This is a genomic window from Streptomyces sp. NPDC088246 (assembly GCF_044741025.1).
GTDB lineage: Bacteria > Actinomycetota > Actinomycetes > Streptomycetales > Streptomycetaceae > Streptomyces.
The window spans coordinates 1-20,012 of sequence record NZ_JBIURV010000088.1; the positions used below are offsets into that span (position 1 = coordinate 1).

Sequence of the window (20,012 nt, forward strand, 5' to 3'; positions counted from 1 at the left end):
ATCCCCCAGCCCCGCTTCGATCCCCTCCGACACACCCACACTCTACGGTCCAACTACCCTCAGAAAAAGCAGAGTTATTTATCGGCAGGTCCCTGTGCCGACGGGGTGTTGGTGATCGCCGACCGTGCGGCGTCTGACGCGTTTTCATTTCGCAGGCAGAACAAGGGACCCGCTGCGCCGGTCGGGTTCTCCACGGCCTTTCGGGCCGCGGGTCGCCAGGGGGCAGCCGGTCGGCCGGTTGGGCAGGACAGCACCGCGAGACAGCGGAAGGCCGTAGCCGACTCATCTTCCCAGAGCCAGGTCGCAAAGATCCGCATGCACAGGCGGCTCCCGCCCTCCTCGGGTTAGGCGGGCGGCGACGGAACGCGTGCGGGACGCATGACACGTCAGCGATATCCGTCCGGGACGGGCCTCGACCACACACCATCAATAATCGTTTTCATTTCTATCTGCCATCAGTCGGCTCTCCGTCCTCCCCCCTTCCCCTCGAAGGTCTGGGCGAGGCCGGGATGCGCTTGGTCGAACCCCGTTCGATTGCCGGGTTCCGCTGGGCGAGGCAAAGCCCCGCGACCGCAGACAACTGGGCGTCGGGGGGAAGGGGGAAGGGGGCCGCCCGGCGAGCTCATGTTCGCTGCTGGTCACGGCGGGACCTTGGGGCACATGACCGCGTCTGCTGCGGAAAGGTGGGTATGTCGCGTCGACAGCGGGAAACGCCCCGGTTCAAAGGGTGATGACGGCCCAGATGCGCCGTTCGTCGGGCCCGGTGTCGGTACCGCAGCCGGTAACCGCCCGGTGCGCGGTGAGCCGATGCGGGACGTCTCCCCCGCCGTACTGGTGACCGACCGTGAGGCGGTGGCGGGAGAGGACAAGTCCTGGGGACCTGGCTGGAGTTCCTGAAGAGCATGGTTGCCTGAGCCGTGGGCGTACCTATCGTCCGGCACAGGCCGCAAGTCCTCATCGCCCATCCCATCGACGTTGTGCATCCCAACCACCGCGAGACAGCAGCCGCTGTACTGGCCGGCCTTCGCGAAGCCCACATCACAACCGGCGCTCCTCACAAGCTCTATACCTACGCGCTCGTCGGCAGCGGGACACCGACCGGTGAGATCGACGCGTTCGACAGAGAGCTCCCACCCATCCCCGAACAGCACTTCGCCGAGCTCACCGGACGTGCCGGGGCTCTGGTCGCCGCCTCAGAATCCTCGGCACTCCGGCTGGCCATGCGCGGCCTCGGCACCGGCCACGACCATGAAGTGGCTGTCCCGGAACTCGGCTGGGTCCCTGGAGACATCATGTCCCTGTACGAGTCCGTCATATTCGACTTCAGCGGAGTCCTCACCACGGCCTGGACGACTGCGTACGCGCCTTCGCCCGGCCCAGCAGACTCCTTTGAGCCGATCGCCTCCTGGCCGTCACCGTCGTTCCCGCGGTCCGTCAGCTGTGCGCGGACCTGAAACGCGGAGACATCACCCAGGAAGCGTGGAACGAAGGCATCGCCGGCCTTCTCGGCATCGATGCCACGGACCTTGCGCCCCGCGCCCTGGCAACCTCAGGCCGGAAGTCCGGATGGTCGAAGCCTCTCGGACGATCCGGGCCTCGGGCCTGAAGACGGCAGTGCTGTCCAACGACATGGGCTTGAGCCCCTCCAACCCGTACGAACAGTGGCCCCCTCTCGCCATCGTGATGCCGTGGGCCGCAGAGACGCGATCCCCGAATCGACTCATCCACCAACAATCGTCAGCCCATCTGTCACATGCCTATCAGCCTCGGCGATTCGGCCACCACCACGTCCGGCCTGCTCCGCACGCCCCAAGGGTGAGTGTATTCGGCACCTGCCTCTCCCACGTTCCCGTACTGAATCCGCTTCGGCTCAAACACGTGTGTTCGATATCGCCGTCTCATTCGTTGACCTTTGTGACGCCGAACAACCGACAACGACCGAGCAGGAGACGTGCAGTTGACCTCAGCCGACGCCAAGGCCACGCGAGCCGCGACACCGTCCTCTCCCCCGCCACCGTCACCGCCACCGCCCGCCGAGATCAAGTACACGGGGGAATACTCCGTGAACCCGCTCGGCGAGGTTTCATTCCGCAAGCTCTGTGCGCAGCTCCCCTCAGTCCTGCGCCGCATCACCAAGATGTCCTGGGACATCGACCGCCGGGCCGTGCTGCTGCTCCTCGCCTGCCAGCTGCTGACCGGCGTCGCCGCCGGGGTACTGCTGGCCGCCACGGCCAGGGCCATGCGCCCCGTCCTCGAGGACTCCGCCGTTGCCGACCGGCTGCACCATGCCCTGCCGGCTCTGCTCGTCGTAGCCGGTGCGACGGCTGTCAACCGCGGTGCGAGCGCCTTGGCCTCATACGCCGAACGGCGGATCACCCCCAGGCTCACGACCGCGACGGACACCGCCCTGGTCGAGGCGGTCTGCCGTGTCGAGGCGACGGCTTACGCCGTGGACGGGTTCGCCGGACGGCAGGAGGCCGCGGAGATGGGGGTGATCCGCACACACGTCATGGTCACCGACGCCCAGCGCTTCATGTCGGCCCTGGTCAAGATGGTCACAGCCAGCAGTGTCCTTTCCGTTCTGAACCCCCTGATGCTTCCTCTGCTACTCCTCGCCGTGCTCCCGGCCGGTGTCGGGGCTGCGCTCACCGCCCGGGTCGATTACGAGATCCACTACGCGAACATCGCCGATCGCAATGTGAGGGGGATGATGCGGTGGTGGTCCACGACCCCCAAGTACGGCGACGAGGTACGCGCCAATGGGATGACGGACTATCTTCTGTACTGGTACCGGTCACTGTCCGAACGGGTCGATGAGCGAACGCTCGCCGCGGCCCCGCGGACACTGCGCATCGCGCTGGTGTCCTCGCTCGTCGGCGGGATGTTCCTGGTCGCCACATGGGCTTCCCTCGCCTGGCTGGCCGTGACGGGCCGGGTCGCTCTCGCCATCGCCGCCACTGCGGTCGTCGCCGTCCAGACCACGCTGGCCGCCCTGTCGCAGGTCGTCATCAACGGCGCCGCCGTCTTCCATACGAGCCTCTACCTCAGCGATATGCAGTCTTTCCTCGACGACGCGGCCGAGCGGGCTCCTCGGCGCGGCGAACTGCGGGTGAGCGCACCGGTGGGGGAGATTCGGCTGGAAGAGGCCACCTATCAGTACCCGGGCAAGGACAAGCCGGCCGTCGACGGCGTCTCTCTGACCCTGCGACGCGGGGAGATCCTCGCAATCGTCGGGGTGAACGGCTCCGGCAAGAGCACCCTGACTCGCCTGATCACAGGTATCTACCTCGCCGACAAAGGCAGCGTGACCTGGAACGGCTCGGACCTCGCCTCCGTCGATCCGGCCACGGTCTGGGCCCACACCGGGCTGGTCCCGCAGATCTTCGCGCAATGGCCGCTGCGGGTCCGAGAGAACGTGACGCTGGGACAACCTCGCACCTTCGACGACGCACCTGTATGGGACGCGGTCGACGCCGTCGGCATGCGTGATGCCGTCGAGGACCTGCCGAACGGCCTCGACACGCTCCTCGCGAGGGAGTGGTTCGGCGGGGCCGAGCTGTCCGGGGGCCAGTGGCAGCGCCTGGCCTGCTCCAGGGCCCTGTACCGGCGCCCGCCTCTGCTGATCCTGGACGAACCCACCTCTCAGATGGACCCGCGAGGCGAGCACCAGATCTTCGAGGAGATCAAGTCCATCGCCGGCGACCGCATCACGATCGTCGTCACGCACCGGCTGGAGAACACGAAGGTCGCCGACCACATCGTGGTGATGGAACAGGGCCGCATCACTGAGCAGGGCCTGTACGACGACCTCGCACACGCCGGCGGCACCTTCGCCGAACTCCTCGAGCTCTCGCAGGACCGATAGCCGGTCCCGGAGAAGGTGTAGGTTCCGCACTCTGATGGACACTGGCTATGCGAGATGGACAGCGATTGGGCATTTTCGCCGTTCGGTGGGCACTGGCTGCGGTAAGTAACTACGGTCGCCCGTATGGTCGTTCAGAGTCCAGTGCGATCCGGTAAGAAGAGTGCGCCGCCCACGGCATCGATCCGGTATGACGACGCGTCGGTGCGCAAGGTCCCTTTCAGGGATCTGCGTTTGGCGGACTTCACGTGGTCGGTGCCTTGGCGGAGTTTTCGCTCCGTCCACGGCCAGACGCACCACTCGGGGCGATACGCATCGGCGACGATGGCTGGGCCCGTCGTCTACGAGAGCCGGCTGGAGTTGGCCCGGCTGCTCCTGGCCGACATGGATCCTGCGGTACGTGGGATCTACGCTCAGCCGTGTCATCTGTCGGCCCGGGTCGGAAGTCGCGTTCGTCGCCATGTTCCGGATTTTCTGCTGGCCATGGCGTCGGGGACGGTGCGGGTGGTCAACGTCAAGCCGGCGGATCGGCTCGCCGATCCGAAGATCGTGGAGGCTCTGGCCTGGCCGGGGGAATTGATCGAGCGGCATGGCTGGGAGTACGAGATCTGGTCCGGGGCGGATCGTGTGCTCTTGGAGAACGTGCGTTTCCTGGCGGCATACCGCCGCCCCCGGGTGGTCCCCGACGCCGAGATCGAGCGGGCTTGGCAGACGGTCCGGGACGGGGACCAGCTCGCGGACGCTGAGCGCCGTCTGGCCGCCGGGCGCCCCGACTACGAGGCCCGACCACCACTGCTCGCTCTGGTGTGGTCAGGACGGCTGACCACCGATCTGTCCCGTCCGCTCAGCGGCGACTGGGTCCTGCGGAGGTCCGCGTGAACACCTGGACCACACCGCTTCGGACAGGCCTGCCGCTGACCTATGACGGCGAGCAGTTCACCATCGCGGAGATCGAAGGCCGCCGTATTCTCCTGCAGCAGATCTCGGCGGACGGCCGTCCCACGTGGCGGCAGATTGATCTGTCGGTGCTGATGGCCCATCCGTCCACCGAGTTCCTCGTGGAAACTCCTCCTGCACAGCCGGCGGCCGCAGCGATGCTGGGCGAGCTCAGCACCGCGGAGGACGACGCGCTCACCACCCGGTTCCGGCATGTCCAGGAGGTGCGGTCCGGCTACCAGTTGGGCTCTGCTGAGATGGCGTTGGAGGGTGAACCGCGGCCTGACTACGCGCCGGGAGTGCCCTTGATGCACCGGTACGAGGCGAAGGCCGCGGAGCTCGGCGTCAGCGTGACCACGGTGCGGCGGTGGGTGGCGCTGGTGGAGGAGTCGGGGCCGGCTGGCCTGGTGAGCAAGCGCCAGCCCACGAGCGTGCTGGACCGCGTGGATCCGCGCTGGCTGGAGACAGCCCGCTCGGTCATCAAGGGCCTTGAGAAGTCCAGCCGCCCGGTTCGTGGGCTGGTGTTGATGGAGATCGAGGAGCGTGTGGTCAAGGAGTACGGCCCTGGCGTGGTGAGTATTCCGAAGCAGACGAAGGGGTACGCGCTGCTGAAGGAGCTCAGCCGGGGGACGAACGCGTTCGATGGCAGCACGAAGGGGAAGCGGTCCATCGCGAACCGCCCGCAGGGGGTCTTCGGCAGGCTGCGGGCGACGCGGCCGGGTGAGTACATCGTGCTGGACACCAACAGTCTGGATGTCTTCGCGATGGAGCCGGTGACGTGCCGGTGGGTGCAATGTGAGCTCACGGTCGCGATGGACCTCTACAGCAAGGTGATCACCGGGCTGCGCCTGACGCCGGTATCGACGAAGTCGACCGACGTGGCGGGCGTCTTGTTCGAGACGGTTCGTCCATGGGAGGTATCCACCGACACGGGAGAGCCGTTGCCGTACTGCGGAGTTCCCTCCACCGTGCTGTTCGACGCGGAGAAGCTGGTGGACGCGGACGGGCAGCCGCTGCTGCCGCCTGTCGCCACGGAGACGATCATCTACGACCACGGCAAGATCTACGTCTCGAACCACATCGCGAGCGTCTGCACGAAGCTCGACATCTCCTTGCAGCCGGCTCGTCCCTATACGCCCACCGATAAGCCGGTGGAACGGTGGTTCAAGACGCTGAACCAGGGGCTGCTGGCGGCTCTGCCGGGCTACAAGGGGCCGGACGTGCACAGCCGGGGCGAGAACGTCGAGAACGAGGCGTACTTCTTCCTGGACGAGCTTGAGGCGATCATCCGCGAATGGATCACTTTGATCTATCACAGGCGGCACCACCGGGGTCTGACAGTCCCGGAGGTCCCCGGACTGAAGCTGAGCCCGTTGGAGATGTTCGAGCACGGCGTGAACCGGGCGGGACCCTTGCGCATCCCGGCCAGGCCGGGCCTCGCCTTCGAGTTCCTGGAGGAGGAGTGGTGCCCCATCCATCACTACGGGGTGGAGATCAACGGGCTTCGCTACAACGGGGACGGGCTCGATGACTACCGCAATCAGATCAGCCCGCACCGCGGTGAGCAGGCAGGCAAGTGGCCGGTCGCGGTGGACCGCGCCGACGTCAGGAAGATCTACTTCCAGGATCCGAAGCAGCCTCGTCTGTGGCACACCCTGGACTGGGAGCATGCGCCGGCATTGAACGGGCCGGCCAGCTTGGAGGCGTTGAAGTACGCGCGCCGGATCGCGGCCAAGACCCATCGTTTCCCGGACACCAAACGCGCCCTGATCGAGTTGCTGGAGCGTTGGGGTGCCGGGCTGACCGCGGACCGGACCGAGCGGCGCATGGCGGTGCGCTTGTCGCAGGACCGTCTGCGGATGGTCGGCGAAGGCGACTGCGAGGTCGACGAGATCGCCGAGCTTCCCTCCGTGCGCCGTCTGGCGGCGCTCAGTTCGCCGGACGCGGGAGCCGGCCAGGAGGCGACACCGGATTTGCGGGTGGTCGCGTCTGTGGATGAGGACTTGGGCGGGGACGACGACGAGGACGAGGAGTGCGAGGCCGTCCCCGCAGACGAGGAGACCGCCGTCCTGGTCGATGAGGACGAGTACTATGCCGATGTCTGGGAGAGCCGTTGAGTACGGCGGACGGCATCGAGCCGTTCGAGGGCGATGATCGCCAGTACTCGCCCACTCGGCTTCCGGGCTGGCTGCAGGAGGTCAACGGCCCAGGCCGCATCCAGCCTCCGCAGTTCACCCGGGCTCAGCTCGCCGATCTCTCGCCGCGGGACTTGCTGGTGCACAACGACAACCGGGAGGTCTGGCACGCCAACATCGGCCCGATCGACACACCCCAGCTCCTCGCGCTGCACGATGCCCTGGAGGAGATTGTCGATTCGAACCGGCAGGACGGGGACAAGACCAAGCCTGCGGCCCTGGTGGACGCCTATCCGGGGCTCGGCAAGAGCACGGCGGTGCGGGACTACGGCCGCAAGTTGTTCCGCAAGCAGGTCGCCCTGCGCGGAGAGACGACACCGAGCGGAGACCGCAGGGTCCCGGTCATCTACATCGCGCTGAGCGGGAACACGCAGATCCGCGGTCTGAACGCGGCGATCTGCCGCTTCTACGGGCTGCCGACGTCCGGGAACGCCGACACCCTGGCCGAGCGGGCCGTGGACGCTGTGCTGTCCATGAAGACAGCCGCGATCATCATCGACGACATCCACTTCCTCGCCGGGGCGAACTCCAACTCGGTCCGCATGGCGAACCAATTGAAGTACCTGGCGAACGTCTTCCCGGTCACTCTGATCTACGTCGGCGTCGGTGTCCAGCAGCGCGGCGTCCTGCGCGAGGGCTTCTCCGGCAAGCAGACCGAACTCGCCCAGTTCGGACGCCGCACCACCCCGCTGACGCTGCCGCCGTTTCAGATCGAGGACGACGAGGGCCGTCGGCACTGGCAGACCCTGCTCAAGACGATCGAGCAGAAGCTCGTCTTGGCGGAGAAGTACCCCGGGATGCTCGCCCGGGACCTTTCGGACTACCTCTACGCCCGCTCCACCGGGCACTTCGCCTCCCTCATGGCGCTGATCAACCGCGGCTGCCTGCGCGCGATCCGCTCCGGCCGCGAACGCCTCGACGAGGAGCTGATGAACCAGGTGAAGAACGACGCAGCCGCAGAGGAAGCCCGCAAGGAACTCGAAGCCGCGGTCGAAGCCGGCCTGCTCACCACCCGCCCGACGTCCCCGGCTGAGCGCCGCAGGAAGTCGGCATGACGCGGTGGACCGACGAGCGGATCCCGCTGTGGGTTCCGCCTGTCGAGGACGAAGCCCTCGACAGCTGGATCGAGGCATACGCCCGCCGGCTGGCCGTCAGCGGTGGAGAGTTCACCCGGTTTCTCGGGCTGTCCGGGACGGACCCGAGGTTCATGGTCCGCAGGCTGACCGACGCAGAATGCGACACACTCGCCCGCCGCACCGGGCTCACGCCCGAAGCGCTGGCCGCGATGACGCTCGACCGGTTCGACGGTGTCACCGTGGCTATCGACCCGGACAAACGCACCATTGGCAGACCTCCGGCCTGGCGGCACTACGGCTCACGCAGCCGGTTCTGTCCCGCCTGCCTGGCCGACAACCACGGGCGGTGGCCGCTGGCCTGGCGGCTGCCGTGGTCGTTCGCCTGCGTCCGCCACGAGCTGCTGCTTTGTGACTACTGCCTGGCTTGCGGGCATCATCCGCCGGTCAGCACCCGGGGACGGGGCAGACCGTCGTCTCCCGGCGTCTGCCTGCACGCGACCGAAACCGGACGTGCCATCCGCTGCGGATACCCGCTTATCGAGTCTCCCGCCCCGGCTCTGCGGCCCGACGGGGCGGTCCTGGCCGCTCAACTCGCCGTCAGCCGCGAAATCCTGGACGCATCGGTGGCAGAGGAAGCTCGCACCCGCGGACAGGAACTCTACGTCCTCGCCCGAAGGGCTCTGCGCGGCATCCGCGAACTTCCCTCCGCTCCATCAGTGGTCACCGCGGTCCTGGACGACTGCGGCGGCGCTCTGCCCGCCCTGGCCGTCCGCGACGAGGCCAGCGACGCCCACAACACCGCCGTCGGCACCGCAGTGGCCGTGATCGCAACCGACCCTGGTCATCCAGCCTGCGACGAGGTCTTCGCCTGGCTGATGTCCACCGACCGCCCACGGGTCCCCCGAAGTAACTACGCCACCAGCAAGATTTCCGAGTGGCTGCCCGCCGGGCCCCGCGTGGTCAACCGCATGCTCTCGGCCGCCGACTCCGAGCTCACCTTCATCGCCCGCCTGCGCTACGGCACCGCCACCCCCGCCCCGTGCTGGCCCGACCGCGGTGACGAGGACGTACGCCACCGGGCATCGAAGCTGCCCGCCATGATCTGGCCGTCCTGGGCCTTCCGCCTTCTGCCCGTCAAGACCGACGCCCCCGTCGCCGGGTTCCGGAGGGCATGCTCCTCTCTGATCCTGCTGCCCGGCACGAACTGGGACTACCTGCAAACGGCATCGCTCTTGAGCAATACCAGCCCCAAGAGCAACCGCCGGACACTGGACGCGGCCGTGGCGCTCGCAGGGGCCGAAACCCTGGTTATGGTCCTGCCCGCGTTGGCCAAGGCTCTGGATAGCCATCCCGTCCCGATCGACTATGACCGCCGTCGCAGACTCTTCAGCCCCGACAGCGTCGCCTTCGATCACAACGCCTACCAGGCGCTCTGCCAGCGCCACGGCTGGCGGTCCCATGCCCCTATCCGGATCCAACGCCTGCGCTGGCAGCTGGCTCGCCTGCTACTGGGGGCCGAGCCCGGCGCCGCCTCGCGCACCCCCACCGGGCACCTGACTTTCCACTACCGACTCCATCCCGACCTCCATGAACTCCTGCATGAGCAGGCAGCCGCGAATCTGGAATCCCACGGCATCGACGAGCCGGTGTCCTGGGAGCCCCCACCAACTTGGGTCACGGATCTCAGCCTTCCGCCCGGCCCCGAGACGATCAACCGCAACCAGCTCGCGCAGCATGCCGCGAACGGACCAGAGCCCGCCGAGCTCGCCCGCCTGCTCGACCTGGACGACGCCCATCTCCTCCTTGCCGTCGAGACCCTGGGCACTACCGCACCGCAGCCCGTCCAGCAGCGGCCACCCACCCCAGGCCGACGCCTCCCGCGTCGGGGAGTCCTGGCCCCACGGAGCCTCAAACGGCTCTACCAGGAACAGCAGTTACTCCAGCGCCAGATCGCCGAGCTGGCAGGTTGCAGCATCAACACCGTCCGGCACGCACTCGACGAAGCAGGCATCCCGACCCGCCGACGCCGCCCAGCCGGCTACCTCAAGAAGACCATCTCTCGCGCCTGGCTGGAGAAGGAGTACCACCACAAGGGGCGCTCTTCACCAGACATCGCGCGCGAACTCGGCGTTCGCAAAGACGACGTGATGCGACTCGTGAGCAAATGGGGCATCCCTCGGCATCCCACCGGACACTTCACCAACTCCTTTGCATCACTCGACACCGACGTGTCCCCTGCAATGCACGCCGTCAGCCGGACAAAGAATTGCATCCAACGCCTACGGCACCTCACGGTGGCCTCCAGACACCGCACTCTTCAGGACGCCGCTGCCGAACTCGGGATGACCTGGAGCACTCTCAACTACCAACTCAAGCGGATCGAGGAGACAGCGGGCTTCACCATCATCGACTTCGGACGATCCCGGCCCCTCACCATCACGGAAGACGGACATCGCTTCCTCGACGAAGCCGCCCGCCTTCTCTCCCTGCTCGGCGGCCACTCACCGTGACCGCCGCACAAAGCCGGGAGCAGGGGACTGCGCAATCCAAGACGACGCGACCAGTCCGCACCGCCCTCGGAATCCGGGGTTTCCGCAGGGCCCAGTGCTCACGGTCAAGCGGAACCTACATAATGGTCTAGGATCCGCAGTTTCGTGAGCAATTCCGCCTGGCATGAGCACTGCCCGAGCAAATCCAGGGGATCATGAGCAGCGGTGACGTTCAGTAGGGTGCGAGGGTGCAGACTCAGTGATGGATCAGGAGTTCCCGCAGAAGCCGCCATACGTTGGCGGCAGCTGACACTGCGGCTAGAAAGACACCCCATCGTGACTTTTCGTTGGGCCGTTTCCTCTGCTGCGAGGTACCGTCAGGGGACACGATGCATCACCTTTCCTAGGGTGATCTTCGGCGCCCGTCGCGGCACGAGTAGAAGCCGTCCAGGCCGCTCGAACCGACGGGCTTATTGGTGTCGCCATTGCAGCATGAGAGCGCCGGTTCGCAAATTAGATCGCGGATTTCCGGACGCCTATTTCCCCCCGTCCTGGGGGAGTTGTGACAGGGGTCACCCGGCTCGATGGCGTGACAGCGGCTGACCGATGGGGCAACTGAATGTGACCGGGCTGGTCGGGCCGCCGAGGGCCCGGCGCTCGTCAGCGGTCAGCGGCTCATCCGAGGCCACGGCGGCGAGGCGCTCGGCGAACTCGGCGGTTGACTTCTCGATATCCTCCGCGGTGACACCGCTCGGGCGATCCCAGGCCGACACACACCGTGAGCCGGTGACCACGGAAGGATCCACCAGACGGGTGTCCCCGCCGAGGCCGGCGCGGCCCGCCACGTGTCAACCGAGAGGCGCCAGGAGCTGTTCCTCCGGGTGCGGCATGACCCAGCGCAGGTGGGCTCGGCGGTGAGGGCGCACTGGAGGGTGTCGGCTAGGTCGCGGCTGGCGTCGCCGGCCTTCGTGTTGCCCTGCTGTAGGCCCAGGACCGGTCCATTGTCGCGTCGCAGTGACAGCCAGGCCATGGGCAGCACGGTGGCAAGCGTGACCGACGGGGACGCTCTCTGAGAGGCCGATCCACAGAGTCGGAGCGGCTGCGGAGGCGGGGGCGACGACGCATGTGGACCAGGGAACTGCTGAATCGATTCCAGCCACTTTCGGAGGGCAAGAGGCCGTCATAACATCCGGCGTTCCAGTCGGGGCTTATTAACTCAAAGCTCGCAAATCCCAGTACCCTGCCGAGATTTCTGCTGTCTGTGAGTCACTTGAGGACCTCACGTCTGCGTCATGCGGAGCAGCAAGGTGGCTTTAAAATGCCTCCAATGCCGAGAGCATCCCAGGCGGGCTGACACCCCGCACGGTCCGTGACCGCAGGTGGCCGCTCACAGGATGAGATTGCTCATGCCGGACCAACACTGGCCGTGCTCACTTAGCCCGGATTTCGGCATCTTCCCAGGAACCACTGCTCACGAAGTCGTGGAGCCTACAGAAGGTGCAGGAACCGAGAATCCGTGAGCAATTCCGGATGACCACGAGCATGAGCAGAATCCGTGTTTCGTGGGCAATGGCCGCCGTCCGGAGGTTCCACGGGTAGCTCCTGCGGCTGGCAAACTTCGAGGAGGCGGGACGGACCACGTCAGCGCGATGCGTCTTGGTCACCTCGACGGCGCAAGGTAGCCAGCCGATGTCGCACTCCGTCGGCTCGTAACCTGCCGTACCGGCGTCCCGGAGTAGGCTCAGCGATCCTCCGAAGTCGCCGTCCGTCCAGCCTGATGCATGCCGCGCCAAGAAGGCCTCCAGGTAAGTCACCACATACCGGCGGGACGCCTTCAATGACGAGATGCCGACGCGCTGCGAAGAGATCATGCGGAAGGTTTGCGAGGACTTCGAAACCGACCTGATCGAATTCAACGGCGCAGAGGACCACGTGCATGTGCTGGTGCACAACCCGCCGAAGGTCGCCCTGTCTAACCTGGTCAACTTCCTCAAGGGTGTGTCCTCGCGCCGGTTGCGGCAGGAGTTCACCGGCCGTGCGAACCGGGCGATCATGCACGGCCGGTTCTGGTCCGGCTCCTACTTCGCAGGGTCATGCGACGGCGCACCGCTCCAGGTGGTCAAGGACTACATCGAGAACCAGAAGCGGCCCGGCTGAGTACCGACCGTTGGCGGGGTATTCCGGAGCGATGCGGCGGCACTCCGCACCGCAGGGCTCAGGATCGAATTCCCCCCCGAAGAAGAGGGGTAGCGGAAGTTTCCTCATCCGCCCCCGCTCGCGCGGCCTCGGCGTCGCATGCCTGCACTCCTTCGCGAGGATCGCGAAAAAACTACCGTGTGTCACCTTTCAATTTCCTGTGGCAAGCGAGGCGGGGAAGTGTGTGCCCCGCCGACGGGTGGTCGCGCCTCGTGCAGGTTGCCCTGGAGCGGTGTACGGGACGACTCTGGAGGAGGCATCGCCTGCGGCTCGGGAAACCCGGCATCAGGCTGTGCATCCGGAGACGACGGAGAGGCGCCGACCGTGGACGGTCGGGAACCTGTGGGGAAGCGGCCCGGCGCGAGTGGACACCGGGCTGTGCCACATACCGCGGACATGCGGGTGGAGGCATGGTCGCCGACGGCCGAGGGGTGCATCGGCGAGGCGGTGCGCGCGGTGCTGGAGAGCTTCGCCGACACGACCGGGGCCGCGATTGTCGGTGAACGCGAATACGTGGTCACGGCGGGGTCCGACGAGGATCTACTGGTGTCCGTCCTGGAGGAGGTCGTCTACCGGATGGATGCCGACGGTGAGATCCCGCTCGCCGTTGAGGTGGGGGCGATCCGGTCGGCGGGGGACGGTCGGGGCCTGCCGGTCCGCTTCCGGATGGCCGACACCGGCACCGCCGTGGCGATCGGTGCGGTGCCGAAGGCCGTTTCGCTGCACGACCTGCAACTGCGTGGCGGCCCTGGCGGCTGGACCTGCCGGGTGACCCTCGACGTCTGAGTGCGGGGCGGGGAAGGGACAGGATCATGACGCTGACGGTGGCACTGGCAGGCGACACCATGCTCGGGCGCAGCGTCGCCGAGGAGCTGCGCCGCTCGCCGGTGCCGGGGACGCTGGTCTCCACAGGGGTCAGGAAGGTCCTCGCGGAGGCGGACCTGTTCGTGCTCAACCTGGAGTGCTGTGTCTCCGACCGCGGGCAGCGCTGGCCCGACCCGCGAAAGGCTTTCTTCTTCCGCGCTCCCTCCGTCGCCGCGAAGGTGCTCGCCGAACTGGGGGTGAGCTGTGTGACGCTCGCCAACAACCACGCCCTGGACTACGGGTTCGACGCCATGGCCGACACCCGCACCCTGCTGACCGGAGCGGGCGTCCACGCGGTCGGCGCCGGGGCGGACGTACACGCAGCCCGGGAGTTCGCGGTGCTGGAGGCGGGCGGCGTGCGGCTGGCGGTGGTGGGCGTCACGGACCACCCGCAGGAGTACGCGGCCGGGTCGGACAGTCCCGGTGTGGCCTGGGCCGATCTCCACGTCGGGGTGCCCGGCTGGCTGACGGAGTCGGTGAGCCGCGCCGCGGCGGCGGCGGATGTCGTACTGGTCACTCCGCACTGGGGCCCCAACATGACCTCCCGGCCACCGCGCCACGTCTCGGCCGCGGCCCCGGAGCTGCTGACGGCGGGAGCGACGCTGGTCGCCGGGCACTCCGCCCATGTCTTCCACGGGATCGCCGACCGGATCCTCTACGACCTGGGCGACTTCGTCGACGACTACGCCGTCGATCCGGTCCTGCGCAACGACCTGGGGCTCCTCTTCCTGGTGACCCTGGACGGCCCGGATGCCGCGCACCTGCTTCCCGTCCGGGTGGAGGCGATGCCGCTGGCCCTGGACTACTGCCACACCTGCCTGGCGCGCGGCGAGGACCGGGAGTGGATCCGCGAGCGGCTCACCACCGCCTGCGCCGAGTTCGGCACCGCCGTCGCCGATCGGACCGGACGGCTGACGGTCGACTGGAGGTGAGGGACGTGGACATCGCACTGGTGGAGCAGAGTCCGTACCGCTTCCGTATCGAGCAGCGGGAGCCGATGCGCGTACCCGGGGTGGTGTTCGCCTCGCGGGCGCTGCTGCCGCAGGCGGCTGGGGACAAGGCAATGGAGCAGGTGGCGAACGTGGCGACGCTGCCCGGCATCGTCCATGCCTCCTTCGCCATGCCCGACGTCCACTGGGGCTACGGCTTCCCGATCGGCGGGGTGGCCGCCACCGACATTTCCCGCGGCGGGGTCATCTCGCCCGGCGGCGTCGGGTTCGACATCTCCTGCGGCGTACGGCTGCTGGCCGCCGATATCGACCGCGAGTCGCTCGGCCATGACCGGATGCGGCGGCTGATGGACATCCTCGACAGCACCATCCCGCGCGGCATGGGGCGCGGCGGCCTGTGGAAGCTGTCGGGGGCCGGGGAGATGGACGAGCTGCTGGTCGGCGGCGCTCGGTACGCGGTCGAGCACGGGCACGGCGTGCCGCGCGACCTCGCGCGCTGCGAGGACTACGGCGTCCTGGACGGCGCGGCCCCGGGGCAGGTGAGCACGCGCGCCGTCGAGCGCGGCCTCCACCAGGTGGGAAGCCTCGGCTCGGGCAACCACTTCCTGGAGGTCCAGGCCGTCGATCAGATCTACGACGCGGCCACCGCGGCGGCCTTCGGACTGCAGATGGGCCAGGTGTGCGTCATGATCCACTGCGGCTCGCGCGGCCTGGGACACCAGGTGTGCACCGACCACGTCCGCGTGATGGACCAGGAACTGCACCGGCACCGCATCCAGGTCCCGGACCGGCAGCTGGCCTGCACGCCGGTCGACTCGCCCCGGGGCCACGCCTACCTGGGGGCGATGGCGGCGGCCGCCAACTACGGCCGGGCCAACCGCCAGCTGCTGTCCGAAGCCACCCGCCACGCCTTCACCACGGCTGCGGGAGTCGGTCTGGAGCTGGTCTACGACATCTCGCACAACACGGCCAAACTCGAGACCCACGAAGTGGACGGTGTGGCACGTCGACTGTGCGTCCACCGCAAGGGCGCGACGCGGGCGCTGCCGCCCGGCGACCCGAGCCTGCCGGAGGACCTCGTCCGGGCGGGCCAGCCGGTACTGGTCCCCGGGACGATGGGCACTGCCTCGTACGTGATGGTCGGCCTGCCCGGTAACGACGCCTTCCACTCCGCCTGCCACGGCGCCGGCCGGGTCTGGAGTCGCCACCACGCGCTGCGCATGGTCCGTGGGGAGCAGCTTCGCGGCGAGCTGGAGGCCCGGGGCATTGCCGTGCGCCCCTCCTCGTGGCGTGGTCTCGCCGAGGAGGCGCCGGAGGCGTACAAGGACGTCGACGCGGTCGCCGCCGTCACCGAGGGCGCCGGACTCGCCCGGCTGGTCGCACGTCTGGTGCCGCTGGGCGTCGTCAAGGGATGAGCCGGTACGGAGCGGGAGAGAGGGACGCAGCTTCCTGAAGGGCCCGGTCAGTGAGGGGTGTGCGCTGCCGAACCGCGCGGGAGTGGCTCCGCCGCGCTCCCGCGCGGTTCGGCCGCAGCACACGGCTTCCCGGACCTTCGCGCATGCTCCGACCAGGTGGGCTCCCGCGCCTCGGCGGAACGCGAGTAGCGTGGAGCGTAGGTGCAGGGTCGGCAAGAAATCCGGTCGAAGCCGAGGGCAGGGATGACAGATTGCCGTCCTGCAGCTTTCGGACATCGTAAGGCAAAAGGGCTCACCTTCTTGAGGCCATCGAGCAACAGCACGTAGACGCAGCAACCGTGGGAGGTGCGGCTATGGCGGCCGTGGATCCGGAAGTCGTCGTGCACGCCGGACCGGTCCGGCTCCACGGGCAGCTGTCTGTCCCCGAAGGAGCCGCGGGCATCGTCGTGTTCGCCCACGGCAGCGGCAGCAGCCGGCACAGCCCGCGCAATCGCTTCGTCTCGACCTCGTTGAACAAGGTCGGCCTGGCCACGCTGCTGTTCGACCTTCTCACGGCGGAGGAAGAACTGGACCGCGCTCACGTCTTCGACACCGCTTTGCTGGCCCGCCGCTTGGCCGACGCCACTCGCTGGTTGCTCGAGCGGTCCGAGACCCATGGCCTCGTGGTCGGCTACTTCGGCGCCAGTACCGGCGCAGCCGCCGCGTTGTGGGCGGCCGCGGAGCCGGACTCCCCGGCTGCGGCGGTCGTCTCGCGCGGCGGCAGGCCCGATCTGGCCGGGCCCCGCCTGCCGGCGGTGACCGCGCCCACGCTGCTCATCGTCGGAGGCGATGACGAGGTGGTGCTGGACCTGAACCGCCAGGCCCAGGCGCTGCTGCGCTGCGAGAGCCGACTGGCCGTGGTCCCCGGCGCCACTCATCTGTTCGAGGAGCCCGGCGCTCTCGGGAAGGTGGCGGAGCTGGCCGGCGAGTGGTTCGCCGGCCACCTGGCTCGTCGGGCGGAACCAGGCGGCTGAGCGTCGGCACCGGTTGCGAGGCTCTCGACGATGCGGAACGAGGCCATCTATGCAACGGGCTTGTCTACGCGCATCATTGGGTTGCTTCGCTCGCACAACCATCCGCGGCCGCAATACGGGCGCCCCGCTTCAGATGTGCTTGTCGACGGCCGGTCGAGAACTTGTCATGCACGTGACATTTCCTGGGAGGGGCAACACGATGGCTTGCGGATCAACCAGCCTGTGGGCCGGTGAAACCAGCTGGTTCTGCTGCGGCAATGCCTGGGGGCCATGCTCCAGTGCCGGCGGCGGCGCCTGCGGCAACTGCCAGTCCAGCGCACACCACGGCGCGTGGCCCAACGCCTCACAGGCGTGCTGGAACATCACCCGGCCCGACCTCTGTGGCGAGAACATCCCCAGACGCGGCTGTGGTGCGGTGATGAACGTCAAGCACCAGTGCTCCGGCGCGACGGTATGCATCACGATCACCGACTGCGGCCCACGCACCAAGGACTGGTGCGGCGAGGCCACTTGCTGCAACGGCACCTGTCGCACCAACCGGGTCCTCGACCTGACCCCGGCCGCCTTCTCGGCGATCGGCAACCTGAGCTCGGGCAAGCTGCCGGTCTACATCTACGAGTGAGGAGGACCGACATGACCGTACGACACGACCGGGCCGACGGGATGCGCCGCCGGCGCTTCCTCACCAATGCCGCCCTCGGCGGCGCGACCATCATCGGCGCGACCGCGCTCGGCGGCCTCGATGCCGAGGCCGCCTTCGCCGCGGAACCCTCCCTGGACCCCGCGATGGCCAAGTCCACCTTCGTGGAGGGCCGCATCATGGGCATCACCGGCAGCATCCTGGAGGTGGCCGGATCCAATGGCGGCCGCTCCCGGGTACAGATGACCAACGTCACCAGCGTGTGGAAAGTACGCGCCACCACGGCCGAAGTGATCGAGGTGGGCGACGGGCTCTACGCACGCGGCGTCAAGATGCCCGACGGCACCGTGGCCGCCGACGCGGTGTGGGTGAACATCGTGAATCTGGACACGCAGATCCGCGGCATCGCGAAGAACCGGCTGCACCTCGCCCACGGGCAGCACGAACTGGTCGGTCACGTCGCCCCGGACACCAGCGCCTCGTACGCGGGCCGCGCGCTGACGTCCGACCTGTCCCGGCTGCGCATCGGGCAGAGCGCCCAGGTGCTCGGTGCCTGGCGGCCGTCCGACAACTCCGTGGACGTCGTCCGCATCTCCGTCGGGCACTGATGCAGGTCCAAGGACAAAGAGAGAGGAACAGATGCTGTCACTGACAACGAGCCTCGCCCCGCTGGTCCTCGCGGGCCTGCTCGGGTGGACCGGAGCGGTCAAGGTGTTCAGCCGGGGCACCGCACAGCTGGCGCCGAAGACGGTGCTGGCCCGCATGCTGCGCAGCAGTGAGCGGGCCACGACGGTGCTGCGCGCGACCGGCGCAGGTGAACTCCTCATCGCCGCAGGTCTGCTGGTGGCCCCGGCGAACCCGGTGCCGGGGGCCGCCGCCGGGGTGCTCGGGGCGGGCTTCCTCGCCTACCTCGGCTACGGCCGGGCCGTGGCGCCGGAGTCCTCCTGCGGCTGCTCGGCTGGTGAGGACACCCGCATCACCTGGCGGGCGTTCGCGCGGGCGGCGGTTGTGCTCATCGGCGGGGCCACGGTGGCGGTGGCACAGGGCACCTGGTGGCCGGCAGTCTCCGAGCGGCCTGGCGGCGCCCTTGTCTTCCTGGCCGGGGCGGTGGCGGTTCTGGTCGCCCTCTCGGCGGACCTCGACCGGTGGTGGCTGCTGCCACTGCGCCGGACGAGACTGCGTGTCTTCGGGCACCCGCTCCTCGGCACCGCCGCCGGGAACCCGGTGCCGGTCGCGGCGAGCGTCGAACTCCTGGAGAACTCCCTGGCCTGGCAGGCCGCCGCGCCAGTGGTCCGGTCTGCCTTGCTGGACCACTGGGAGGACGACGGCTGGCGCATTCTCCAGTACTCGGGTGTGTACGGGGACCGGGAGAACGCGCGCCCGGTCGCGGTGGTATTCGCACTCGACGCCACGGCCGGCCGCGACACCGGTGGCGACCCGGTCGTCCGTGTCAGTTATGTCGACGCGGACAGCGGGGAAGCGGTGGCCGTGGACGAACTCAACGCGGTGCCGTCGCTGAGGATCCTGCCGATGGCGGGCTGACGCCACGGACGGATACTTCGGCTTGCCACGGGCCTGAGGAGCACAGCAGGGCCGGTCCCGCGACAGCCGCGGGTCCGGCCCTGCTGGGAAGGCGAGCCGTTCAGACCCGCGAGCTGCACCGCCATCTGCGCCGGAGCGATGCCAACGCCCGCCACCCCGACCTCCTGGCCGCCCACCGCCGCGAACGAGCCCGTATCCGCAGCGAGAAGGGCCCCGCTGGGCGGCCGATCGTTGGCAGCGGTCTGAGGTTTCCAGCCACGACGGTCTACTCGGCCATCTCCTCGGGAGATAGCCGAGTGATCTTCTTTCCCGCTTCGGTTCCGACCAGGGTCAACGCGCCAATCCAGTTCCCGTCTTCGGGATACTCCCAGGTGGCCGCATCTTCGAGAATCGCCGGAAGCTGATGACGAGGCGCCAGCTCGCCGGGCTGAAACCCATTCTCCCCGGAGGGGGAGGTCCACGGTGCGAGTCGACGGATCCCGATCCACCCACGATCAATGAGAACGAGCAGGATTCCCGCCAGCTCGTCGACCGGTCGGGACAGGTCGGCTTCGTCGAGATCGCCCCAGACACCAGGCAGGATGTCGCTCTGAGGTTCCCCCGAGATGCGGAGTGTGGTGACAGAGGGTCAGATGGTTTTCATGAGAGGAACATCGACCATGGCTGCCCCCAGGAAATACTCGCTCGAGTTGCGTGAGCGTGCGGTACGGATGTACCGCACCGCCGATCCGAAGCCGCAGATCAAGAAACTGGCCGTCGATCTCGGCGTGCATCCGGAGGCCCTGCGCGGTTGGATCCGGCAGGCCGAGGCTGACGCCGGCGAGCGCGATGACC

15 protein-coding genes and 4 pseudogenes are annotated in these 20,012 nt (G+C 68.1%); 16 read left to right on the forward strand and 3 right to left on the reverse strand.

The window, feature by feature from the left end; genetic code table 11:
* Positions 1-977: 977 nt before the first annotated feature.
* From ACIPEK_RS44055 to ACIPEK_RS44080, 6 genes are all read left to right on the forward strand, one after another.
* Positions 978-1,454, forward strand: coding sequence for a hypothetical protein (locus tag ACIPEK_RS44055; RefSeq protein WP_402008241.1), 477 nt, complete (start codon positions 978-980; stop codon positions 1,452-1,454).
* Positions 1,455-1,957: 503 nt separating this feature from the next.
* The gene (locus tag ACIPEK_RS44060; protein WP_402008243.1) at positions 1,958-3,865 is read left to right on the forward strand and encodes an ATP-binding cassette domain-containing protein; all 1,908 of its coding nucleotides are present in this window, start codon (positions 1,958-1,960) and stop codon (positions 3,863-3,865) included.
* A 201-nt stretch (positions 3,866-4,066) separates the two neighbouring features.
* Positions 4,067-4,741 (forward strand): TnsA-like heteromeric transposase endonuclease subunit, encoded by a 675-nt coding sequence (locus ACIPEK_RS44065; protein WP_402008245.1) that lies wholly within the window; start codon positions 4,067-4,069, stop codon positions 4,739-4,741.
* Positions 4,738-6,915, forward strand: coding sequence for an integrase (locus ACIPEK_RS44070; RefSeq protein WP_402008247.1), 2,178 nt, complete (start codon positions 4,738-4,740; stop codon positions 6,913-6,915). Before ACIPEK_RS44065 ends, ACIPEK_RS44070 begins: the two co-directional genes overlap by 4 nt.
* Positions 6,912-8,048: an AAA family ATPase gene (locus ACIPEK_RS44075; RefSeq protein WP_402008249.1), complete on the forward strand. Its 1,137-nt coding sequence runs from the start codon at positions 6,912-6,914 to the stop codon at positions 8,046-8,048. Before ACIPEK_RS44070 ends, ACIPEK_RS44075 begins: the two co-directional genes overlap by 4 nt.
* On the forward strand, positions 8,045-10,579 hold the full coding sequence (locus ACIPEK_RS44080; RefSeq protein WP_402008251.1) for a TniQ family protein: 2,535 nt from the start codon (positions 8,045-8,047) through the stop codon (positions 10,577-10,579). The genes ACIPEK_RS44075 and ACIPEK_RS44080 overlap by 4 nt, the downstream gene beginning before the upstream one ends.
* Positions 10,580-11,130: 551 nt before the next feature.
* Here ACIPEK_RS44080 and ACIPEK_RS44085 read toward each other — a convergent pair.
* Together ACIPEK_RS44085 and ACIPEK_RS44090 are read right to left on the reverse strand one after the other, a co-directional pair.
* Positions 11,131-11,676: pseudogene (locus tag ACIPEK_RS44085) on the reverse strand (DUF5926 family protein); the annotation flags it as partial.
* A gap of 312 nt (positions 11,677-11,988) precedes the next feature.
* Positions 11,989-12,429 carry a hypothetical protein gene (locus ACIPEK_RS44090; RefSeq protein ID WP_402008253.1) on the reverse strand — a complete coding sequence of 147 codons (441 nt, stop codon included), beginning with the start codon at positions 12,427-12,429 and terminating at the stop codon, positions 11,989-11,991.
* On the opposite strand from ACIPEK_RS44090, the pseudogene tnpA reads away from it, so the two are divergent.
* The 5 genes and pseudogenes from tnpA to ACIPEK_RS44115 form a co-directional block, all read left to right on the forward strand.
* A pseudogene (tnpA, locus tag ACIPEK_RS44095) lies at positions 12,368-12,715 on the forward strand (IS200/IS605 family transposase); the annotation flags it as partial. The gene ACIPEK_RS44090 and the pseudogene tnpA overlap by 62 nt on opposite strands.
* A gap of 417 nt (positions 12,716-13,132) precedes the next feature.
* Positions 13,133-13,540 carry an archease gene (locus ACIPEK_RS44100; RefSeq protein ID WP_402008255.1) on the forward strand — a complete coding sequence of 136 codons (408 nt, stop codon included), beginning with the start codon at positions 13,133-13,135 and terminating at the stop codon, positions 13,538-13,540.
* Between the two features lie 26 nt (positions 13,541-13,566).
* Positions 13,567-14,550: a CapA family protein gene (locus ACIPEK_RS44105; RefSeq protein WP_402008257.1), complete on the forward strand. Its 984-nt coding sequence runs from the start codon at positions 13,567-13,569 to the stop codon at positions 14,548-14,550.
* A 5-nt stretch (positions 14,551-14,555) separates the two neighbouring features.
* Positions 14,556-15,983 carry an RtcB family protein gene (locus tag ACIPEK_RS44110; RefSeq protein ID WP_402008259.1) on the forward strand — a complete coding sequence of 476 codons (1,428 nt, stop codon included), beginning with the start codon at positions 14,556-14,558 and terminating at the stop codon, positions 15,981-15,983.
* 341 nt (positions 15,984-16,324) lie between these two features.
* A pseudogene (locus tag ACIPEK_RS44115) lies at positions 16,325-16,996 on the forward strand (dienelactone hydrolase family protein); the annotation flags it as partial.
* Between the two features lie 129 nt (positions 16,997-17,125).
* On the opposite strand, the gene ACIPEK_RS44120 reads toward ACIPEK_RS44115, so the two are convergent.
* Positions 17,126-17,425: a hypothetical protein gene (locus ACIPEK_RS44120; protein ID WP_402008261.1), complete on the reverse strand. Its 300-nt coding sequence runs from the start codon at positions 17,423-17,425 to the stop codon at positions 17,126-17,128.
* Between ACIPEK_RS44120 and ACIPEK_RS44125 the strand changes: the two genes are divergently transcribed.
* The 5 genes and pseudogenes from ACIPEK_RS44125 to ACIPEK_RS44145 form a co-directional block, all read left to right on the forward strand.
* Positions 17,415-17,618 carry an RlpA-like double-psi beta-barrel domain-containing protein gene (locus ACIPEK_RS44125; protein WP_326603381.1) on the forward strand — a complete coding sequence of 68 codons (204 nt, stop codon included), beginning with the start codon at positions 17,415-17,417 and terminating at the stop codon, positions 17,616-17,618. The genes ACIPEK_RS44120 and ACIPEK_RS44125 overlap by 11 nt on opposite strands.
* Before the next feature lie 11 nt (positions 17,619-17,629).
* Positions 17,630-18,244, forward strand: coding sequence for a cell wall protein (locus tag ACIPEK_RS44130; RefSeq protein WP_402008263.1), 615 nt, complete (start codon positions 17,630-17,632; stop codon positions 18,242-18,244).
* A 31-nt stretch (positions 18,245-18,275) separates the two neighbouring features.
* The gene (locus ACIPEK_RS44135; RefSeq protein ID WP_402008265.1) at positions 18,276-19,178 is read left to right on the forward strand and encodes a MauE/DoxX family redox-associated membrane protein; all 903 of its coding nucleotides are present in this window, start codon (positions 18,276-18,278) and stop codon (positions 19,176-19,178) included.
* A 98-nt stretch (positions 19,179-19,276) separates the two neighbouring features.
* Positions 19,277-19,390, forward strand: a pseudogene (locus ACIPEK_RS44140) (IS630 family transposase); the annotation flags it as partial.
* 447 nt (positions 19,391-19,837) lie between these two features.
* Positions 19,838-20,012, forward strand: a 175-nt coding sequence (locus tag ACIPEK_RS44145) for a transposase (protein ID WP_402008267.1), incomplete at its 3' end; no start/stop codon positions are given.